We start from the raw sequence: 16,004 nt of genomic DNA, 5'->3' as shown, positions 1-16,004 counted from the left end.
TCCTCTCGTCCCGGACGAGGCCTCACTCCTCCGTCTCGTAGTGCTCCCCGGCCGCCTCTGGGAGCCGCGTCCGCCCGACTAAGGCGAGGACGAGGATGACAACCACGAACGGCGTGACCCGGATGAGCTGACGGGGGATCCCGATCCCCTGGAGCTGGAGCACGGTCTGGACCGCGTCCAGCCCCGCGAACAGCATCGTCGAGAGGAACGCCCCGACCGGGTTGTAGTTGCCGAACAGGTACGCGACGATGGCGATGAACCCCTTCCCGTTGACCATCGTCGGGCCGTTGCCGGTGAACTGACCGAGGTCGAGCGACAGCGCCGCGCCGCCCATTCCCGCGAGGACGCCCGAGATCAGCACCGCCGCGTACCGGACGCGGGTAACGCTCACACCGGCGGTATCGAGCGCCTTCGGGTTCTCGCCGCTAGCGCGGATCCACCGGCCGAACGCCGTCCGCTCGAAGACGTACCACGAGCCGAAGACGGCGGCGAACAGCATGTACACCGACGGCGACGCCGAGAAGAGCGCGCCGAAGAACGGGATGTCGGCGAGCACCGGCACCGTGATCGACGGCGACGTCGCCACGATCGGCGTGTTCGGACTGCCGTAGATCACCTGCGAGGCGAACGGCGCGAGCCCGAGCGCGATGAGCCAGACCGCGAGCCCGGCGATGATCTGGTCCGCGCGGAACCCGATCGTCACGACGGCGAACAGCGCCGCGAGCAGCGTGCTCGCGACCACTCCGCCGGCGAAGCCGAGCCAGACACCGCCGGTGAGGTCGGCGACGTAGATGGCGCTGAACGCCGAGATGATCAGGAGCCCCTCCAGCCCGATGTTGATCACGCCCGACTTCTCCGCGAAGATACCCCCGAGGGCGGCGAACGCGATCGGCACGGACAGCCGCAGCGCCGACGCGAGCGTGTTCCGGCTCGTGAGCGCGTCCGAGAGCGTCCCCGCGAGCGAGTCCGGGAACAGCGCCCCGGCGAGCAGCAGCGCGACGACCGTGGCGACCGTCACGCCGGCGGCGATCGCCCGGGTCGTGTACCGCTCGAAGAAGCCCTCACCCTCGGCGCTCTCGGCCGAGACGCCGGCGCCCTCGGGGTCCGCGGGCGCGTCACTCATCGGTCTCACCTCCGCCGTCGCCGGCGGTGCCGCCGTCGGTCGCGACCGCCTCCGGCCTCGACCCCGTGCCCGGCAGTCCGCGGGCCATCAGCCGGAAGAACTCCGGCATCGCCACGAACAGGATGATGAGCCCACGGAGGACGCCGACGAGCTGCGGCGGCACGTCGGTCGCAAACTGCACGACCGTCGTCCCGCTCTTCAGCACGCCGAACAGCAGCGCGGCGATCCCGACGCCGAGCGGGTTGTTGCCGGCGAGGATCGAGACGGTGATCCCGTCGAAGCCGTACGAGGGAATGCCGGTCTGGAACGTCCCGAGGATCATCATCACGTACATCGCGCCGGCGATACCGCCGAGCGCGCCCGACAGCGTCAGGCTCGCGACGACGGTGCGCTTGGCGTCGACGCCGCCGTACTCGGCCGCCCCGGGCTGGACGCCGCTCGTTCGGACGTCGTAGCCGAAGGCCGTGTGCTCGAGGACGTAGTACAGCGCGGCGACGGCGAGGAGACCGAACGCGAGCGCGACGATCGAGAAGTCCTGCCGGGCGCCGAACAGCAGAGCCGGGAACTGCGCGAACTCCGGGAGCGGTACGGTCTGGTTCGCGGCGCTCTCGGGGTCCTTGAACACCCCGCTGACGAGGTAGAGCGCGACGCCGGTAGCGATGAAGTTGAGCATGATCGTCGTGATCACCTCGTTGGCGTCGGCGTACGCCTTCAGCAGACCCGGAACCGCTCCGTAGAGACCACCGAACACCGCGCCGACGAGGAGCCCGAACGGGATCAGCACGACGGTTCCGACGACGCCCGACACGAGCGACGACGCCCAGAGGACGCCGAGCGCGGTCGCCAGCGCGCCGACGACCATCTGTCCCTGCGTCCCGATGTTGAAGATCCCGGCGCGGAACGCCAAGGCAACCGAGAGCCCGGTGAACAGCAGCAGCGTCGTCTCCCGGAGGGTAACCGAGAACTGCCCGTTCGGCGACCAGCTCCCGCTGAACGGGTCGCCGAGCGCCCCGAGGAAGAGCCGATCGAAGACGACGACGGGGTCGTAACAGAACCCCATCCCGAAGTAGTACACCGCCTCGCCCGCGGTACACGTCGTCATCCGACCGGCCACGAGGACCAGCACCGCACCGATGAGGACGGAGAGGACGAGCGCCGCCGTGCTGATCAGGATCCGCTCGGTCGCGGACGCGTCGACCAGCCGAGAGAGAGCGTCCCGCGCGCGGTCGGCGGCGCTCACGCTCGCTCACCGTCCGTGGCGTCCGCGAGGTCGGTCGGCGCGTCCCGATCGGTCTCGTCGCCCTCGCCGCGCCCCGTCGCCGCCGATCCACCTCCGTCCCCGCCGTCGTCTCCCGGCCGCTCCCCGGCCATCAGCAGGCCGAGCTCCTCTTCCGTCGTCTCGTCCGGGTCGACCACGTCGACGAACTCGCCCTCGTAGGCGACGGCCAAGCGGTCCGAGAGCCCCTGTACCTCCTCGAGCTTCGAGGAGACGAGGAGGATCGCCACGCCCTGACGGCGGAGCTCTAGGAGCCGCTCGTGGATGAACTCGATCGACCCGACGTCGACGCCCCGCGTCGGGTGCGAGGCGACGACCAGCTCCGGGTCGCGCTCGAACTCGCGGCCGACGATGAACTTCTGCTGGTTGCCGCCGGAGAGCGACTCCGCGCCGGCGTCGGCGTCCGGCGGTCGGATGTCGTACTCGTCGATGATAGACTCGGCGTGTCCCCGGGTTTTCGACCAGTCGATCCGGCCGTTGGAGGCGAGTTCTGAGCCGTGTTGGCTGCCGAGGAGTCCGTTCTCGACGAGGTCGAACTCCATCACCAGTCCGCGCTCCTGGCGGTCTTCGGGGATGTACGCCATCCCGGCGTCGATCCGCTGCCGCCGCGAGGCGGTCGTGACGTCTTCCCCGACGAACCGGATCTCGCCCCCGTCGGGGGTCCGAAGGCCGGTCACCGCCTCGACGAGCTCCGACTGGCCGTTGCCGTCGACGCCGGCGATCCCGAACACCTCGCCGGCGCGGACCTCGAAGGAGACGCCGTCGACCGCCCGGACCCCGCGGTCGTCCTCGACGACGACATCGGAGGCCGAGGCGACGACCTCGCCCGCCTCCGCGGCCCCGCGGTCGATCTCCATGAGGACCTCGCGACCGACCATCAGCTCCGCGAGCTCCTCCTGCGTGGTCGCGTCCGCGTCGACGGTCCCGACCTTCCGCCCGTCTCGGAGGACGGAGATGTCGTCGGCCGCGCGCATCGCCTCGCCGAGCTTGTGGGTGATGAAGATGATCGTCTTCCCCTGCGCGGTGAGCTCGTCGAGCACGCCGAACAGCTCGTCGACCTCCTGAGGCGTCAACACGGCGGTCGGCTCGTCTAAGATCAGCGTGTCGGCGCCGCGGTACAGCGCCTTCAGGATCTCGACGCGCTGTTGCTCCCCGACGGAGACGTCCTCGATCCGCGCGTCCGGGTCGACGTCGAACCCGTAGCGGTCGGCAAGCTCGACGACGGCCTCGCGCGCCCCGGATCGGTCGACGGCGAGCCCTCCCCACTTCCGCGGCTCGTTGCCGAGCGTGATGTTCTCGGTGACGGTCATCGGGTCCACGAGCATGAAGTGCTGGTGGATCATCCCGATCCCGGCGTCGATCGCGTCCCGCGGCGAGCCGAACTCGCGCGGTTCGCCGTCGAGCCGAACCACCCCCGACGTCGGTTCGTAGAGGCCGTAGAGAACGTTCATCAGCGTCGTCTTGCCGGCCCCGTTCTCGCCGAGGAGGGCGTGGACGGTGCCGCGCTCGACTTCGAGGTCGACGTCGTCGTTCGCCACGACTCCGGGAAACCGCTTCGTTATCCCGTCGAGGTGGACGGCTGTGGCCATTGGTCTAGTACCCACTGATTCGAGCGGGGGTGAATATGTTTGGATATGGTCCGGTCCGAGCGGCCGGGGGAGCGGCCGACACTCCGATCTGCGCGCGGATCGGTCGCCGCGCGTCTCGTCCGTCGGCGGCGGCGGTCCGCGGATCGACGCGCTAGACTTCCGAGGGGACGGAGATGTCGCCGGCGATGATGTCCTCTCGCGCGGTCGCGACCTCGTCCTGGACGTCGGTGGGGATCTCGGAGCCGAGCTGGTCGCCGTAGACGAGCGCGACGCCCTCGTTGTCGAGGCCGAGCGCGACGTTCGACCCGCCGGGGAACTCGCCGTCGACGGTCGCGTCGATCGCGTTGTAGACGGCCGTGTCGACCCGCTTGACCATGCTACCGAGGATGACGTCGGCGTAGTCGGGACGCGTGACCGACTGGTCGCGGTCGACGCCGATCGCGAACTTCTCCTGCTCCTGCGCGGCCTGGAAGACGCCGGTGCCGGTGTTGCCCGCGGCGTGGTAGACGATGTCAGCGCCGCTGTTGTACATCGCGGTCGCCGCCTCGCGGCCCGCCGCGGGGTCGTTGAAGCTGCCGGTGTAGTTGACGCTGACGTCGACGTCGTCGCTGCCTGCCGCGACGCCCGCCTCGAAGCCGGCCTGGAACTTCTGGATCAGGCCGGACTCGACGCCGCCGACGAAGCCGACGTTCGTGGAGTCGCCCGCGGTCGACCCCGCGCCCGCCGAGAAGTCGCGGGTGGTGAGGAGGCTCGACATCAGGCCCGCGAGGTACGACCCTTCGTGCTCCTTGAACGTGTAGCTCGCGACGTTGTCTCCGTCGACAACCGAGTCGACGATCATGAAGTTCTGGTCGGGGTACGACCCGGACGTCTCCGAGAGCGAGTCCGCCTGGAGGAAGCCGATACAGCAGACCAGGTCGTAGTTCGGATCGGTCGACTCCGCGAACTGCTGCTGGAAGTTGCTGAACTGCGCCACCTCGTCGGGCTGGGCCTCCTGGAAGGAGATGTCGAGCTCCTCTTCGGCCTGTATCGCCCCCTGCTGGGCCTGGTCGTTGAACGACCCGTCGCCGAGGCCGCCGGTCGCGTACACCATCCCGATGTTCGCCGCCGGGCCGTTCCCGCCGTCCGAGCCGTCGTCGCCGTCGGACCCGTCCATCCCGTCGTCGCCGTCGGACCCGTCCGAGCCGTCCTCCGAGTCGTTGCCGTCCGAACCGTCGTCGCTCGGCCCGCCGCTACAGCCGGCGAGGCCGATGAGGCCCGCTGCGCTTGCCGCCTTGACGAACCGCCGCCGATCGAGGTCGGATACCATGTCACGTACAAGGGAGTGGGTACGCATCATAAAATCGTCGTTCCCGACGCCCGATATCGCACGTTCCCGGTAGCGGACGGGAGATACGTCGCCGATTCGCACCGAACGGCCCCGAACCCGTTCACGTTCGTGGCTTATGCGCGGCGATCGGCCGGGGTCACGGGTCCGCGGCCGCGCTCACCGCGTCGGCGACGACGGCTTCGACGTTCGCGACGAGCTCGTCGACCGCGTCGCTCTCGGCGTACACCCGGACGTACGGCTCCGTGCCGGAGGGCCGGACCAGCGTCCACGAGGCGTCCGGGAACTCCAGGCGGACGCCGTGGTCGGTGTCCACGGTCGCGTCGGGGAACGCCGCCGGCAGCTCGGTCTCCAGCCGCTCCATCGCCCCGGCCTTGGCGTCGTCGGGGCAGTCGACGCTCACCTTGCGGTACGGGCGCTCCGTGATCGGCTCGCGGAGGCCGTCGAGTCCCTCGTCGGCGACGAGCCGGGCGATCACGGCCGCCGAGGCGACCCCGTCGATCCACTCGCCGTGGGCGACGTGGATGTGCTTCCACGGCTCCGCGGCGAAGACGACGCGGGTGTCGGCGTCTCCGCCCGCTTCCGCGTCCATCTCCCCGCTGGCCGTCGCCTCCTCGCGGACCGCCGCGATGCCCTCGTGGAGGGCGCCAAGCCGAACGCGCTCGACGCGTCCGCCCGCCTCTTGGACGCGCTCGTCGATCCGACCGGAGGCGTTCGGGGTCGTGACGACCACGGGATCGGCCGCGTCGCTCTCGCGGGTGTACCGCTCCGCGAGCATCGCGAGGACGGTGTCCTCGTGGACCACCTCGCCGTCGGCGTCGACGACCACGATCCGGTCGGCGTCGCCGTCGTGGCCGATTCCGAACGCGAACCCCGCCGTGTCGCCCTCGGCGTCGCGGGCTTCGCTCCCCCCGTCCGTACCCGGGCGGCCGGGGTCGTCCAGTCCCTCGTTGGCGTCGGCGATGAACGCGCGGAGGTCCCGGAGCGTCTCCGGGGTCGGCTTGCTGCCGCGGCCCGGGAAGTGGCCGTCGACGTTCCCGTTGAGCGTGACGACGTCGGCCCCGAGCTCGCGGAGCACGGTCGGCGTCGCGGGCCCGGCCATCCCGTTCCCGCAGTCGACCGCGACCCGGAGCCCGTCGAGGGGGGCGCCGAACCGCTCCGCGTACGCGCGGACGTCACCGAGGTACCCGCCGAGGGCGTCGACGCGCTCCGTCTCGGTCCACGCGTCCCACGCCGCGGGCGGCCCCCCGTTCGACACCCGCTCCTCGACGGCGCGCTCGGCCTCCCGGTCGAACTCGCTGCCGTCGCGGAACAGCTTGATCCCGTTGTCGGTCGGGGGGTTGTGCGAGGCGGTGAGCATGACGCCGTACCGGCCCCGCGAGGCGTGCGCGAGCGCCGGCGTCGGGAGCCGACCCGCGCGCAGCACCCGGACGCCGCCCGACGCGAGCCCCGACTCCATCGCCGCCGCGAGCGCGTCGCCCGTCACGCGTCCGTCTCGGGCGAGCACGACCTCGGCGGGCCGCCCGTCCCCGTTCGTCCGGTCGCTTCCGTCCGCCTCGGCCGCTCCCCGTACCTCCGCCGCGACGGCGCGCCCCACGGCGAGCGCGAGTTCGGGGGTGACCCGCTCCTCGGCGCTCCCGCGGATCCCCGCGGTTCCGAACAAGTCCATACCCCCGCCTGCGCCGGCGAACAGTTAGAAGCCGTCGGTTGCGCGCCGCCGTATTTAAGCCGGCGGGCGTCACAGCCCCGGTCGATGGCCGACCGCACGCGAGCACACGTGTACGTTTCGGGTCGCGTACAAGGCGTCTACTACCGCGCGACGACGCGCGACACCGCCCGGGAGAAGGGCGTCGACGGCTGGGTACGGAACCTCGACGACGGGCGCGTCGAGGCCGTCTTCGAAGGGCCGGAGAACGCGGTCCGCGAGATGGTCGCGTGGTGCGAGACGGGGAGTAAGGCGGCCGATGTCGACGACGTCGACGCCACGTACGCGGAGCCGGAGGGGCTAGACGGGTTCGAGGTGCGGTGGTGACCGGCGACTCCTAAGCGCGGATCGCGCTACGGCGCCACCGGGTCGCCCGGCGGGTCGCGGACGCCGAGCTCCGCTAACGCGCGCAACACCACGACCGCCTCGACCACGTCGCGCTCCTCCGTGTAGGGGTCGTCGACGGCGTCGAGCGTCGCCTCTGCCTCGCCGGCGAGCCGCGACTCCAGTTCCGTCTGGTCCGTCTCGCCTTTGACCGCCGACAGGAGCGCCTCGTGGTCCTCGCGGAGGTCGAGCGAGACGTGCGCCGCGTTACACCGCGAGAGCGGGTGCGTGTCCATCTCGATCGCGAGGTCGCTCACGAGCTCCCAGTCGTCGGCGCAGAAGCGGAGCGTCACCGCCCCGACCACGTCGCGCCACGAGATCGGATCGCCGTTCTCCATCAGCCCGAGCGCCCGCGGCGGCACCGCGATCCGGGTGTGGGTCTCGTCGCGCCCGCAGAGGCAACAGGGGGTGTTCTTCAGTCCGGCGTACACGCCGATCCGTACGGACCGAGGGGACGTGTGCGTTTCGCCGGCGGGAACCGAACCCCGGCGACGTAGCGTATAAAAAGGCGATCGATAGCGCCGGCTTTTATAAATAAAAGGCGGTGAGGCGGCGCGTGCCGGTGAGCGGCCGACAGGCCGCGAACCGCACGCGCGAGGGAGTCGGTGGTCCGGAGCGAAGCGGAGGACCACCGACAGGGCGAGAGCGGAGCTCTCGCTTGCAACCGGCGCGTAGCGCCGGTGACGAGGCTGGGGAGGCGTGAGGCTGCGGTCGCGGTGCGACTGGGTGGGACTCAAAGGGGCAGCCGGGAGGACAGCGCAGGCGACGCAAGCACTGGAAGGAGCGAGCATCGCGAGCGACTGAAGCGCGCAGCGAGCGTGCGCTGTCCTCCCGGCTGGGGCTTTGGAAGTGCTCACCGCCGGTCCATCAACTACCATTTAAAAACAGGCAGCCACGGGACCGGGAGACGCTGAGTACCGATCGCCGACCCCGCCGACGATATCCTACCCGCTACATTCGGCGAGCCACTCGTGGGCCCAGTCGTCGATCTCCTCGAAGACGGGCGCGAGCGATTCGCCTTTCGGCGTGAGGCTGTAGTACGTCGCCACCGGCGACTCCTCCTCCAACCGCCGGTCGACGAAGCCGGTCTCTTGGAGGTCGTCGAGCACGCGCGAGAGCGTCCGGGCGTTCGCGTCGGTCTCGCGTTTCAGCTCGTTGAACCGCGACTCGCCGTTCAACAGCTCGTGCAGCACGACGAGCCGCCAGCGCGAGCCGATCTGTTCGAGCGAGTCGACAACCGGACACGGCGTGTCCGGGCCGGACGAGGCATCCGCGTCGGGCTCCCCTTCGGTCGTGTCCGCCGGATCGGAGCCGGCGAGTTCCTGCGATGACATCGGTGTTACCTACTAACCGTATTGTCCGGGAAGCGATATATAGGTTACGTCCGTATACGTAGTTACACGATGTTAGCTGAATTCACGACGCTACCACTGCAGCTCGACGGCCCCCTCGCGGGCGAACTGTTCCTGCTCGGCCGGATCCTGTTCGGCGCGACGCTCGCGTTCATGGGCCTGAACCACTTCATGGACGTCGACACCATGGCCGGCTACGCCGAGTTCAAGGGGCTCCCGGCGCCGCGCTTCTCCGTGATCGCCTCCGGGCTCCTGCTCGTGCTGGGCGGGCTCGGCGTCGTCCTCGGCGCGTTCCCCGTGCTCGCGGCCGGCGCGCTCGCCGCCTTCCTGCTCGTCTCCGCCGTGACGATGCACGACTTCTGGTCGGTCGACGACCCGGAGGAGAAGCAGAACGAGATGACGAGCTTCCTCAAGAACGTCTACGGCGCCGGCGCGGCGGTCGCGCTGCTCGCCGTCGGCGGCACCGCGTGGCCCTACGCGCTGGGCCTCGGTCTGTTCTGAGCCGGACGCGACCGTTCCGAGACGACTGAATCGCTTCTCGACCGCTCTGCCGACCCGCCAGTACCACTAACTGACTTCGCGACCACCGATGAGACACTCATGACCGACGCCCCGCCCACTACCGGACTGCACCACGTGACGAACATCTGCACCGACATGGAGGAGACGGTCGCGTTCTACGAGGACGCGCTCGGCTGGCACACCGTCAAGCGGACCCAGAACTACGACGACCCGGGGACGCCGCACTACTACTTCTCGTCCACGCCCGAGGGCGAGCCCGGGACCAACGTCACCTACTTCGAGTACCCGAACTCGCAGGGCGCGCCCGGGCCGGGCGCGAGCCACCACTTCGCGTTCGGCGTCGAAGACGAGGAGACGCTCCGCGAGTGGCAAGAGCACCTCCGCGAGCAGGGGGTGCGGGTCTCCGAGGTGAAGGACCGCACCTACTTCAAGAGCATCTACTTCAGCGACCCCGACGGGCTCGTCTTCGAGCTGGCGACCGAGGGGCCGGGGTTCACCCGCGACGAGGAGGAGCCAGGCAGCGAGGAGATCGACCCGTTCGCGGAGGGGTACGAGAGCTGAATGGCGGGCGAGCGCCCCGCTGACACACACTCCGACGGTCCGGTGTCCCACCGGAGCGGCGAACCGGACGCCTTCGGGTCGCCGTACCGCCTGCTCTCGACCGCGGTGACGCCGCGCCCCATCGCGTGGGTCTCCTCGCGGGGGCCGGCGGGCGAGAACCTCGCGCCGTACAGCTTCTTCAACACCGTCGCGATCGACCCGCCGGTCGTCGCGTTCTCGCCGGTGGCGACCGCGGCGGACCCGAAGGACACGCTCGCGAACGCCCTGGAGACGGAGGCGTTCGTCGTCAACGTCGTCACCGAGACCGTCGTCGAGGCGATGAACGCGTCGAGCGCGACGCTTGAGGCGGGCGAGAGCGAGTTCGACCGCGTCGGGATCGACCGCGCCCCGTCCGTCCGGGTCGACGCGCCGCGGGTGGCCGCGGCGGCCGTGAGCCTCGAGTGCGAGCTGTACGACGCCGTCGAGATCGGCACCTCGACGCTGGTGCTCGGCGAGGTCGTCTACGCCCACGTCGCCGAGGGCGCGCTGACCGACGGGAAGATCGACGTCGACCGCCTCGACACGGTCGGCCGGCTCGCCGGCGAGTGGTACGCCAGTACCGACGACCGGTTCGAACTGGAGCGTCCGCCGTAGCTCGCGCCGTCGCCCTCGTCGCGCCTTTTTATCTCTCCGCGTCGCCCTCCACCAGCGCCGCGAACCGGTCGAGCGCGCGCCGGCAGACGGGGACGTACCACGCCGCCGCGACCGGCACCTCGATCACGACGCGGCTGCGATCGGACTCGCTCGGGTACCGGTCGACGCGGTGACCGGTCGCGGGGACCCCCGCGACCCGCCACTCCCACCGACGATCGTTGCACGCGGTCACGCGGAACGGGATCCACGCGCCGCCGACCGAGACACGCCCCCTCGTCCCGCTGGTCACGTGGCGGTCGTCGCTCTCGACGGCGTCGATCGCCGGCCCCCAGTCCGGCCACGTGTGCGTGTCGCGGAGGGCCTCGGCGGCGACCGCCGGCGCGACGGCGACGTCGCGACCCACGGCGAGCGTCGCTCCCTCTCGCTCGACGCTCGACGCGGAGTCGACGCGACACCCGCCGAGATCGAAACGTCCGTCCGATTCGCCGCCCGAACGAGACCGGTAAGTCACGATCCGTCCAACGTTCTCGTCGTAGTTAAGCCGACGCATATTAATACCTTATATGGTATCAGGTATCATTATCTCTTTCCACGAAGGGTTAATACGGGGATCCGAGCAACTCGAACCCAACATGGCCAACGACCGCGACACCATGAAAGACGTCTCGCACACGGCACCGCACGACACATCGGCGAAGGGAGTCTGGAAACGGGGCCGAGGCCCCGTCGAGGAAGAGGAAGAAGAGGAGTAACGCCGTCGAGCCACTTTTTTTCGTCGACGCCGCGACCGGCCGTCACGGCTTCGTCCGCCGAAAACGCGCTCGAACCGGAGCGCGTCTGTTTCGATCCCGCGCAGCCGGCCGACACTCTCTTTGATGACGTTTTAAATTACGTCGCATGGTCGGAGTCACACTCGGGTTGGCCGGGATCGCAGCGGTAATCGCGTTACTGTCGCTCAGCGCGTTCTTCTCCAGCTCGGAGACCGCGATCTTCTCGCTGCCGGCGGAGTGGTTCGAGCAGCAGGCCGCCACGGGTGACCCGCGGGGCAAGATCCTGAAGGAGCTCTACGACGACCCCCACCGCCTGCTGGTGACGCTGCTCGTCGGGAACAACGTCGTCAACATCGCGATCTCGAGTATCGTCACCGTGCTGGTCGCGAGTTACCTCCCCACGGGCAGCGCGGTCGTGGTGACGACCCTGTGTACCAGCTTTCTCGTCCTCGTGTTCGGCGAGATCGTCCCCAAGGCGTTCGGCCTCGGAAACGCTGAGCGGTGGTCGCTGCGGATCGCATCGCCGGTCCGGCTGGTCGAGCGCGTCCTCTCTCCGGTCATCACGCTGTTCGACGGGATCACCCGTCGGATGAACGCGTACATCAGCGGCGACGCGAATATCGAGAAGCCGTACACGGATTGAATCGCGCCGAAGGATCCGTGACCCTCGCTCCGCGTTCTCGCGGCTGATAGCCGCGGAGGTGGGTTTAACCCGTCCCGCGGCCGAGCGAATCCCATGATCGAGGTGGAGGGGCTACGGAAGACGTACGGCGACTTCGCGGCCGTCGTCGACAGCGGCTTCTCCGTCGAGGAGGGCGAGGTGTTCGGCATCGTCGGCCCGAACGGCGCCGGCAAGACGACGACGCTGAAGGTGCTCGCGGGACTGGTCGAGCCCACCGACGGCGAGGTCACGGTCGCCGGCTTCCCCTCGGACGACCCGGAGATGCGACGGCGACTCGGCTTCCTCCCCGAGGAGTCGCCCTTGTACGAGGAGATGACGCCGCTGTCGTACCTGCGGTTCTTCGCCGACCTGTACGACGTGCCGCGCGACGTCGCCGACGAGCGCATCGAGGCCGCGCTCGACCGGCTCGAACTGGACCACCGCGAGCGCCGGCTCGGCGACATGTCGAAGGGGATGAAACGCAAGGTCGCCATCGCCCGGTCGCTCGTCAACGACCCGGACGTGCTCGTGTACGACGAGCCCGCCTCGGGGCTCGACCCGGTGACGACGAACTCCGTGCTGGAGTTCACCCGCGAGCTCCGCGCGGCCGGGAAGACCGTCGTCTTCTCCGCGCACAACCTCTACCACGTCGAGTCCGTCTGCGACCGCGTCGTGGTGATGAACGAGGGCCGCATCGTCGCCCGCGGGAGCGTCGACGGGATCCGCGAGCGACACGGCGAGACGACGTACCACGTGTTCACCGACGTCTCGCCCGCGGTCACCGAGCGGCTGACCGAGACGCTCGACGACCCGGGCGCCGCGACCGAGGAGGTCGGCGACCGGTTCCGCACCGTCGTACCGGACATGGACGCGGTCGAGGCGGTCCGGGCGGCGGCCGCCGACGCCGGCGGCGAGGTCGTCGACATCCGCACCCGCGAACCCAGCTTGGAGGACGTGTTCCTCGACATCGTCGGGCGACCGATGCCCGGACGGTACGCGGCCGGCGGCGGGCCGGTCGATGAGACGGACGACGATACCGGAGGCGACGACGAGAAACGCCCCGCGGGGCCGCCGGAGGGGGCCGAGTGATCGACCGGCTCCGGAGGGTCCTCCGGGTCGCCCGCTGGGAGGTCGCCCGCGCCGGCGGCGGCGTCGACCGCCGCACGCTGCTCGCGGCGCTCGCGCTCCTGCTCGTCGCCGGCGGCGTCCTCGGCGGGGGGCTCGCGGCCGGAGCGGTCGGGCTCGACGTCGACCGCGACGTCTACCGGGTCGCCGTCGACGGCGACTCCCCGTACGCGGACGCGGTCGAGGAGGCGCCGGCGCTGACGCCGGTCCCCGTCGAGGGGGCCGAACTCGGCGACACGGCCGACCTCGTCGTGTTCGACGGCGGCGGGAGCCGGACCGGCGCGGTCGAGACCGTCGCCGTCCGGGCCAGCGACACGCGGAAGGGCGAGGCCGCGGCCGCCGAGTTCCGCGAGGCCGTCGAGGCGCACAACGAGCGGCTGATGGCCGCCGAGGAGAACGCGACCGCCGCCTTCCCGATCACCGTCACCCTCCAGTACGTCGGTCGGACGAGCGGGCTCGACGACGGCTCGACGCTCGGCGAGGACGACGGCGGTAGCGGGGGCGACAGCGAAAGCGGGGACGGATCCGGCGGCGGAGACGGCTCCACCGACGGCGGCGGGAGCGACGGCGACTCGGAGGGCGGCGACGCGGACGGTAGCGGAGACCCGGTGACGGCCGACGACACCGCCGGCGACGGCCTCGCGGTCCCCTCTGTCGGCGGCGCGGCGTTCGGCGCCGACACGGTCGGGTCGCCGGGGTCGATCTCCCCGCCGTTCCCGTTCGTCTCGCTGCTTCTCGCGTTTGTCTTCCTCGTCCCGATGAACTTCCTCATCCAGGCGTACGGCTCCTCGATTCTCGACGAGCGCACGAACCGGCGGGGGGAGCCGCTGCTCGTCACGCCGCTCTCGCCGGTCGACATCGTCGCCGGGAAGACGCTGCCGTACGTCGCGGCCGCGCTGCTCGTCACGACGCTCATCGCGGCCGCCGTGGGGGGCGGCCCCCTCTCGGTGATCGCCGTGCTTCCGGTGGCGCTGACCTTCCTCGCGGCCACGTTCGTCGGCGCGATGTTCGCGCGGTCGTTCAAGGAGCTCACCTTCGTCACGGTCGGCGTCAGCGTGCTCCTGACGACGTACGCCTTCGTGCCGGCCATCTTCACCAACGTAACGCCCGTCGCACTGGTGTCGCCGCTGACGCTCGTCGTCTTCGACCTGCAAGGGGAGGCCGTCTCGGTCGGCGAGGCCCTCTTCTCGACCGGGCCGATGGCGCTCGGCGCCGCCCTCCTGTTCGGGCTCGGGCTCGGGGTGTACCGCGAGGAAGACATGTTCACCCAGAAGCCCGTGGCGCGGAAGCTCCTCGACGCGCTCGCGGTGCGGCTCTCGGCGATAGAGGACGTCGTCCTCGCCGACCTCGTCGACCGTCGGCGGATCCGCGCGCTCGGGTCGGTCGCGCTCCTCACCGCCTTCACGATCCCCTTCGTGTTCGTCGCGGAGCTGCTGGCGGTCGCGACGCTGTTCGCACTGCCGGTGACGGTGTCGATCCCCGTGCTGCTCGTGACCATCGCCTTCATCGAGGAGGTCGCGAAAAGCGTCCACCTCTACGCCGGGTTCGAGCGCGGCGTCTTCGCCCGGGCCGACCGGGTCGCCGTCGCGGTCGGGCTCGCCTCCGCGGTCGGCTTCTTCCTCGCCGAGAAGGCCACGGCGGTCGTGCAGGCGGTCGGGCTCACCGACCTGTACGTCGGCCGAGCCGCGTTCGGGAGCGTCGCCGGCGTCGAGGGGCTCTCCCCGGTCGCCGTCGCGGCGCTGCTGTTCGCGCCCCTCCTGCTCCACGGGTTCGCGACGACCGTCGCCGCGGTGGGCGCGAGCCGGAACCGGACGTACTACGTCCTGACGCTGGCGCTGGCGACGCTGCTCCACGCCGCGTACAACTTCGGGGTGGTGAGCATCCATGGGTGAGGGTGAAGGCGGGGCGACGACCGCCGGAAAGAGCAGCCGCCTGACGATCGCCGGCCGCGAGCTGGCGGGCCTGCGCGCGGAGAAGACGATCCTGCTCGCGGTCGCGATCCAGCTGTTCATCGCGGCGTTCTCGTCGTTCCTCGTGGTCGGGCTCGTCTCGATGTACGACCCCGGCGCGCTCGGCGGCGCGGAGGTGGAGGTGGCCGGCGCGGGCGACGCCGTGAGCGACCTCGAACGCGCCGCGAGCGAGGTCGAGGGGGCCTCGGTCACCCCGTACGAGGACGCCGCCGCCGCGCGGCTCGCCTTCGACCGCAACGCCGCCGACGCGGTGGTCGTGGTGAACCGGCACGACGAGGGGCGGATCTCGGCCACGGTCACGGCGCCGGACGCGACCGTCGAGACCACCGTGATCGTCGTCCAGCTCCGGGAGCTGCTGCGGACCTACGAGCTGAACGAGCGCGCCGACCGCGCCGCGTCCCTCAGCGAGTCGCCGCTTCCGCTCCCGGAGCGGACCGGCTCCAGCCCGTACTTCACGTTCACCTACACCGTGTTGATCCCGGTTCTCGTCTTCCTCCCCGTCTTCATCTCCGGGTCGCTCGTGGTCGACTCGATCACCGAGGAGATCGACGAGGGGACGCTCGAACTGCTCCGCGTCGCCCCGGTCACGCTGGGGGAGATCGTCGACGGCAAGGCGCTCGCCGCGGTCGCGATCGCCCCCGGACAGGCGCTGCTGTGGCTGCTCCTGCTCCGCGCGAACGGGACGCCCGTCGCCAACGTCCCGTCGATCCTCGCGCTGATGACCGCGCTGACGACGCTCGTCGTCGCGCTGGCGGTCGCCATCTCCGCGCTCGCGCCCGACCGCCGGGCTGCCCAGTTCCTCTACTCGGTCGGGGTCCTCGTCCTGTTCGGCGGCGCCACGGCGATGGCCGGCGGGCCCGCGAACGCGGTCGCGCGGCTCGCGATCGACAGCGCGGACGCGACGACGACCGCCCTCGTCGTCGCCTACGTCGGTATCGCGGCGGTCGCGTACGCCGGCGTCAGGGCGCTCGTCGCGGAGAACGGGTTCGAGAGCTGAGCCCTTTTT

Annotated in this window: 16 protein-coding genes; 8 read left to right on the top strand and 8 right to left on the bottom strand. The window is 70.5% G+C overall.

The genetic code is table 11. The features are described 5' to 3' along the window. Nucleotides 1–22: 22 nt before the first annotated feature. The 5 genes from Hrr1229_RS14980 to Hrr1229_RS14960 form a co-directional block, all read right to left on the bottom strand. Nucleotides 23–1,123, bottom strand: coding sequence for an ABC transporter permease (locus tag Hrr1229_RS14980; RefSeq protein ID WP_123112149.1), 1,101 nt, complete (start codon nucleotides 1,121–1,123; stop codon nucleotides 23–25). Beyond that, nucleotides 1,116–2,363 (bottom strand): ABC transporter permease, encoded by a 1,248-nt coding sequence (locus Hrr1229_RS14975; protein WP_123112150.1) that lies wholly within the window; start codon nucleotides 2,361–2,363, stop codon nucleotides 1,116–1,118. The genes Hrr1229_RS14980 and Hrr1229_RS14975 overlap by 8 nt, the downstream gene beginning before the upstream one ends. Beyond that, the gene (locus Hrr1229_RS14970; protein ID WP_123112151.1) at nucleotides 2,360–3,988 is read right to left on the bottom strand and encodes an ABC transporter ATP-binding protein; all 1,629 of its coding nucleotides are present in this window, start codon (nucleotides 3,986–3,988) and stop codon (nucleotides 2,360–2,362) included. Before Hrr1229_RS14970 ends, Hrr1229_RS14975 begins: the two co-directional genes overlap by 4 nt. A 151-nt stretch (nucleotides 3,989–4,139) precedes the next feature. After that, nucleotides 4,140–5,297, bottom strand: coding sequence for a BMP family protein (locus Hrr1229_RS14965; RefSeq protein WP_123112152.1), 1,158 nt, complete (start codon nucleotides 5,295–5,297; stop codon nucleotides 4,140–4,142). A gap of 157 nt (nucleotides 5,298–5,454) precedes the next feature. Continuing rightward, complete coding sequence (locus Hrr1229_RS14960; RefSeq protein WP_123112153.1) at nucleotides 5,455–6,984, bottom strand: phosphomannomutase; 1,530 nt, start codon at nucleotides 6,982–6,984, stop codon at nucleotides 5,455–5,457. A gap of 84 nt (nucleotides 6,985–7,068) precedes the next feature. Between Hrr1229_RS14960 and Hrr1229_RS14955 the strand changes: the two genes are divergently transcribed. Further along, complete coding sequence (locus Hrr1229_RS14955) at nucleotides 7,069–7,347, top strand: acylphosphatase (protein WP_123112154.1); 279 nt, start codon at nucleotides 7,069–7,071, stop codon at nucleotides 7,345–7,347. A 26-nt stretch (nucleotides 7,348–7,373) separates the two neighbouring features. Here the strand turns inward: Hrr1229_RS14955 and Hrr1229_RS14950 are convergent, their stop codons facing one another. Both Hrr1229_RS14950 and Hrr1229_RS14945 read right to left on the bottom strand, forming a co-directional pair. Next, nucleotides 7,374–7,835: a hypothetical protein gene (locus Hrr1229_RS14950; protein ID WP_123112155.1), complete on the bottom strand. Its 462-nt coding sequence runs from the start codon at nucleotides 7,833–7,835 to the stop codon at nucleotides 7,374–7,376. 513 nt (nucleotides 7,836–8,348) lie between these two features. Then, nucleotides 8,349–8,738, bottom strand: a complete 390-nt coding sequence (locus Hrr1229_RS14945) for a helix-turn-helix domain-containing protein (protein ID WP_123112156.1) — start codon at nucleotides 8,736–8,738, stop codon at nucleotides 8,349–8,351. Nucleotides 8,739–8,807: 69 nt separating this feature from the next. Here Hrr1229_RS14945 and Hrr1229_RS14940 point away from each other — a divergent pair, with 69 nt between their 5' ends. The 3 genes from Hrr1229_RS14940 to Hrr1229_RS14930 all read left to right on the top strand — a co-directional run bounded on the left by Hrr1229_RS14940 (nucleotide 8,808) and on the right by Hrr1229_RS14930 (nucleotide 10,472). Continuing rightward, the gene (locus Hrr1229_RS14940) at nucleotides 8,808–9,257 is read left to right on the top strand and encodes a DoxX family membrane protein (RefSeq protein ID WP_123112157.1); all 450 of its coding nucleotides are present in this window, start codon (nucleotides 8,808–8,810) and stop codon (nucleotides 9,255–9,257) included. A 99-nt stretch (nucleotides 9,258–9,356) separates the two neighbouring features. Then, nucleotides 9,357–9,839, top strand: coding sequence for a VOC family protein (locus tag Hrr1229_RS14935; protein ID WP_123112158.1), 483 nt, complete (start codon nucleotides 9,357–9,359; stop codon nucleotides 9,837–9,839). 42 nt (nucleotides 9,840–9,881) lie between these two features. After that, nucleotides 9,882–10,472, top strand: a complete 591-nt coding sequence (locus Hrr1229_RS14930; protein WP_255212525.1) for a flavin reductase family protein — start codon at nucleotides 9,882–9,884, stop codon at nucleotides 10,470–10,472. A gap of 28 nt (nucleotides 10,473–10,500) precedes the next feature. Here Hrr1229_RS14930 and Hrr1229_RS14925 read toward each other — a convergent pair whose 3' ends face one another. Continuing rightward, nucleotides 10,501–11,022 carry an SRPBCC family protein gene (locus Hrr1229_RS14925; RefSeq protein WP_123112160.1) on the bottom strand — a complete coding sequence of 174 codons (522 nt, stop codon included), beginning with the start codon at nucleotides 11,020–11,022 and terminating at the stop codon, nucleotides 10,501–10,503. A 347-nt stretch (nucleotides 11,023–11,369) separates the two neighbouring features. Between Hrr1229_RS14925 and Hrr1229_RS14920 the strand changes: the two genes are divergently transcribed. From Hrr1229_RS14920 to Hrr1229_RS14905, 4 genes are all read left to right on the top strand, one after another. After that, nucleotides 11,370–11,885, top strand: coding sequence for a DUF21 domain-containing protein (locus Hrr1229_RS14920; RefSeq protein ID WP_123112161.1), 516 nt, complete (start codon nucleotides 11,370–11,372; stop codon nucleotides 11,883–11,885). A 93-nt stretch (nucleotides 11,886–11,978) separates the two neighbouring features. Further along, nucleotides 11,979–12,992, top strand: a complete 1,014-nt coding sequence (locus tag Hrr1229_RS14915; protein WP_123112162.1) for an ABC transporter ATP-binding protein — start codon at nucleotides 11,979–11,981, stop codon at nucleotides 12,990–12,992. Continuing rightward, nucleotides 12,989–14,920 carry an ABC transporter permease gene (locus Hrr1229_RS14910; RefSeq protein WP_123112163.1) on the top strand — a complete coding sequence of 644 codons (1,932 nt, stop codon included), beginning with the start codon at nucleotides 12,989–12,991 and terminating at the stop codon, nucleotides 14,918–14,920. The genes Hrr1229_RS14915 and Hrr1229_RS14910 overlap by 4 nt, the downstream gene beginning before the upstream one ends. Beyond that, nucleotides 14,913–15,995, top strand: coding sequence for an ABC transporter permease (locus tag Hrr1229_RS14905; RefSeq protein ID WP_123112164.1), 1,083 nt, complete (start codon nucleotides 14,913–14,915; stop codon nucleotides 15,993–15,995). The genes Hrr1229_RS14910 and Hrr1229_RS14905 overlap by 8 nt, the downstream gene beginning before the upstream one ends. Nucleotides 15,996–16,004: the final 9 nt, after the last annotated feature.

The sequence above is a fragment of the Halorubrum sp. CBA1229 genome, from assembly GCF_003721435.2.
Taxonomy (GTDB): Archaea; Halobacteriota; Halobacteria; order Halobacteriales; family Haloferacaceae; genus Halorubrum.
The sequence above is the reverse complement of the archived record's forward strand: the minus strand, read 5'-3'. Positions and strand labels throughout refer to the sequence as shown.

What these genes read in the sequence shown, in the direction of transcription:
- Hrr1229_RS14980 (WP_123112149.1), bottom strand. Translation starts at nt 1,123, where the DNA reads ATGAGTGACGCGCCCGCGGACCCCGAGGGCGCCGGCGTCTCGGCCGAG.
- Hrr1229_RS14970 (WP_123112151.1), bottom strand. Translation starts at nt 3,988, where the DNA reads ATGGCCACAGCCGTCCACCTCGACGGGATAACGAAGCGGTTTCCCGGA.
- Hrr1229_RS14965 (WP_123112152.1), bottom strand. Translation starts at nt 5,297, where the DNA reads ATGGTATCCGACCTCGATCGGCGGCGGTTCGTCAAGGCGGCAAGCGCA.
- Hrr1229_RS14960 (WP_123112153.1), bottom strand. Translation starts at nt 6,984, where the DNA reads ATGGACTTGTTCGGAACCGCGGGGATCCGCGGGAGCGCCGAGGAGCGG.
- Hrr1229_RS14955 (WP_123112154.1), top strand. Translation starts at nt 7,069, where the DNA reads ATGGCCGACCGCACGCGAGCACACGTGTACGTTTCGGGTCGCGTACAA.
- Hrr1229_RS14945 (WP_123112156.1), bottom strand. Translation starts at nt 8,738, where the DNA reads ATGTCATCGCAGGAACTCGCCGGCTCCGATCCGGCGGACACGACCGAA.
- Hrr1229_RS14940 (WP_123112157.1), top strand. Translation starts at nt 8,808, where the DNA reads ATGTTAGCTGAATTCACGACGCTACCACTGCAGCTCGACGGCCCCCTC.
- Hrr1229_RS14935 (WP_123112158.1), top strand. Translation starts at nt 9,357, where the DNA reads ATGACCGACGCCCCGCCCACTACCGGACTGCACCACGTGACGAACATC.
- Hrr1229_RS14925 (WP_123112160.1), bottom strand. Translation starts at nt 11,022, where the DNA reads ATGCGTCGGCTTAACTACGACGAGAACGTTGGACGGATCGTGACTTAC.
- Hrr1229_RS14920 (WP_123112161.1), top strand. Translation starts at nt 11,370, where the DNA reads ATGGTCGGAGTCACACTCGGGTTGGCCGGGATCGCAGCGGTAATCGCG.
- Hrr1229_RS14915 (WP_123112162.1), top strand. Translation starts at nt 11,979, where the DNA reads ATGATCGAGGTGGAGGGGCTACGGAAGACGTACGGCGACTTCGCGGCC.
- Hrr1229_RS14905 (WP_123112164.1), top strand. Translation starts at nt 14,913, where the DNA reads ATGGGTGAGGGTGAAGGCGGGGCGACGACCGCCGGAAAGAGCAGCCGC.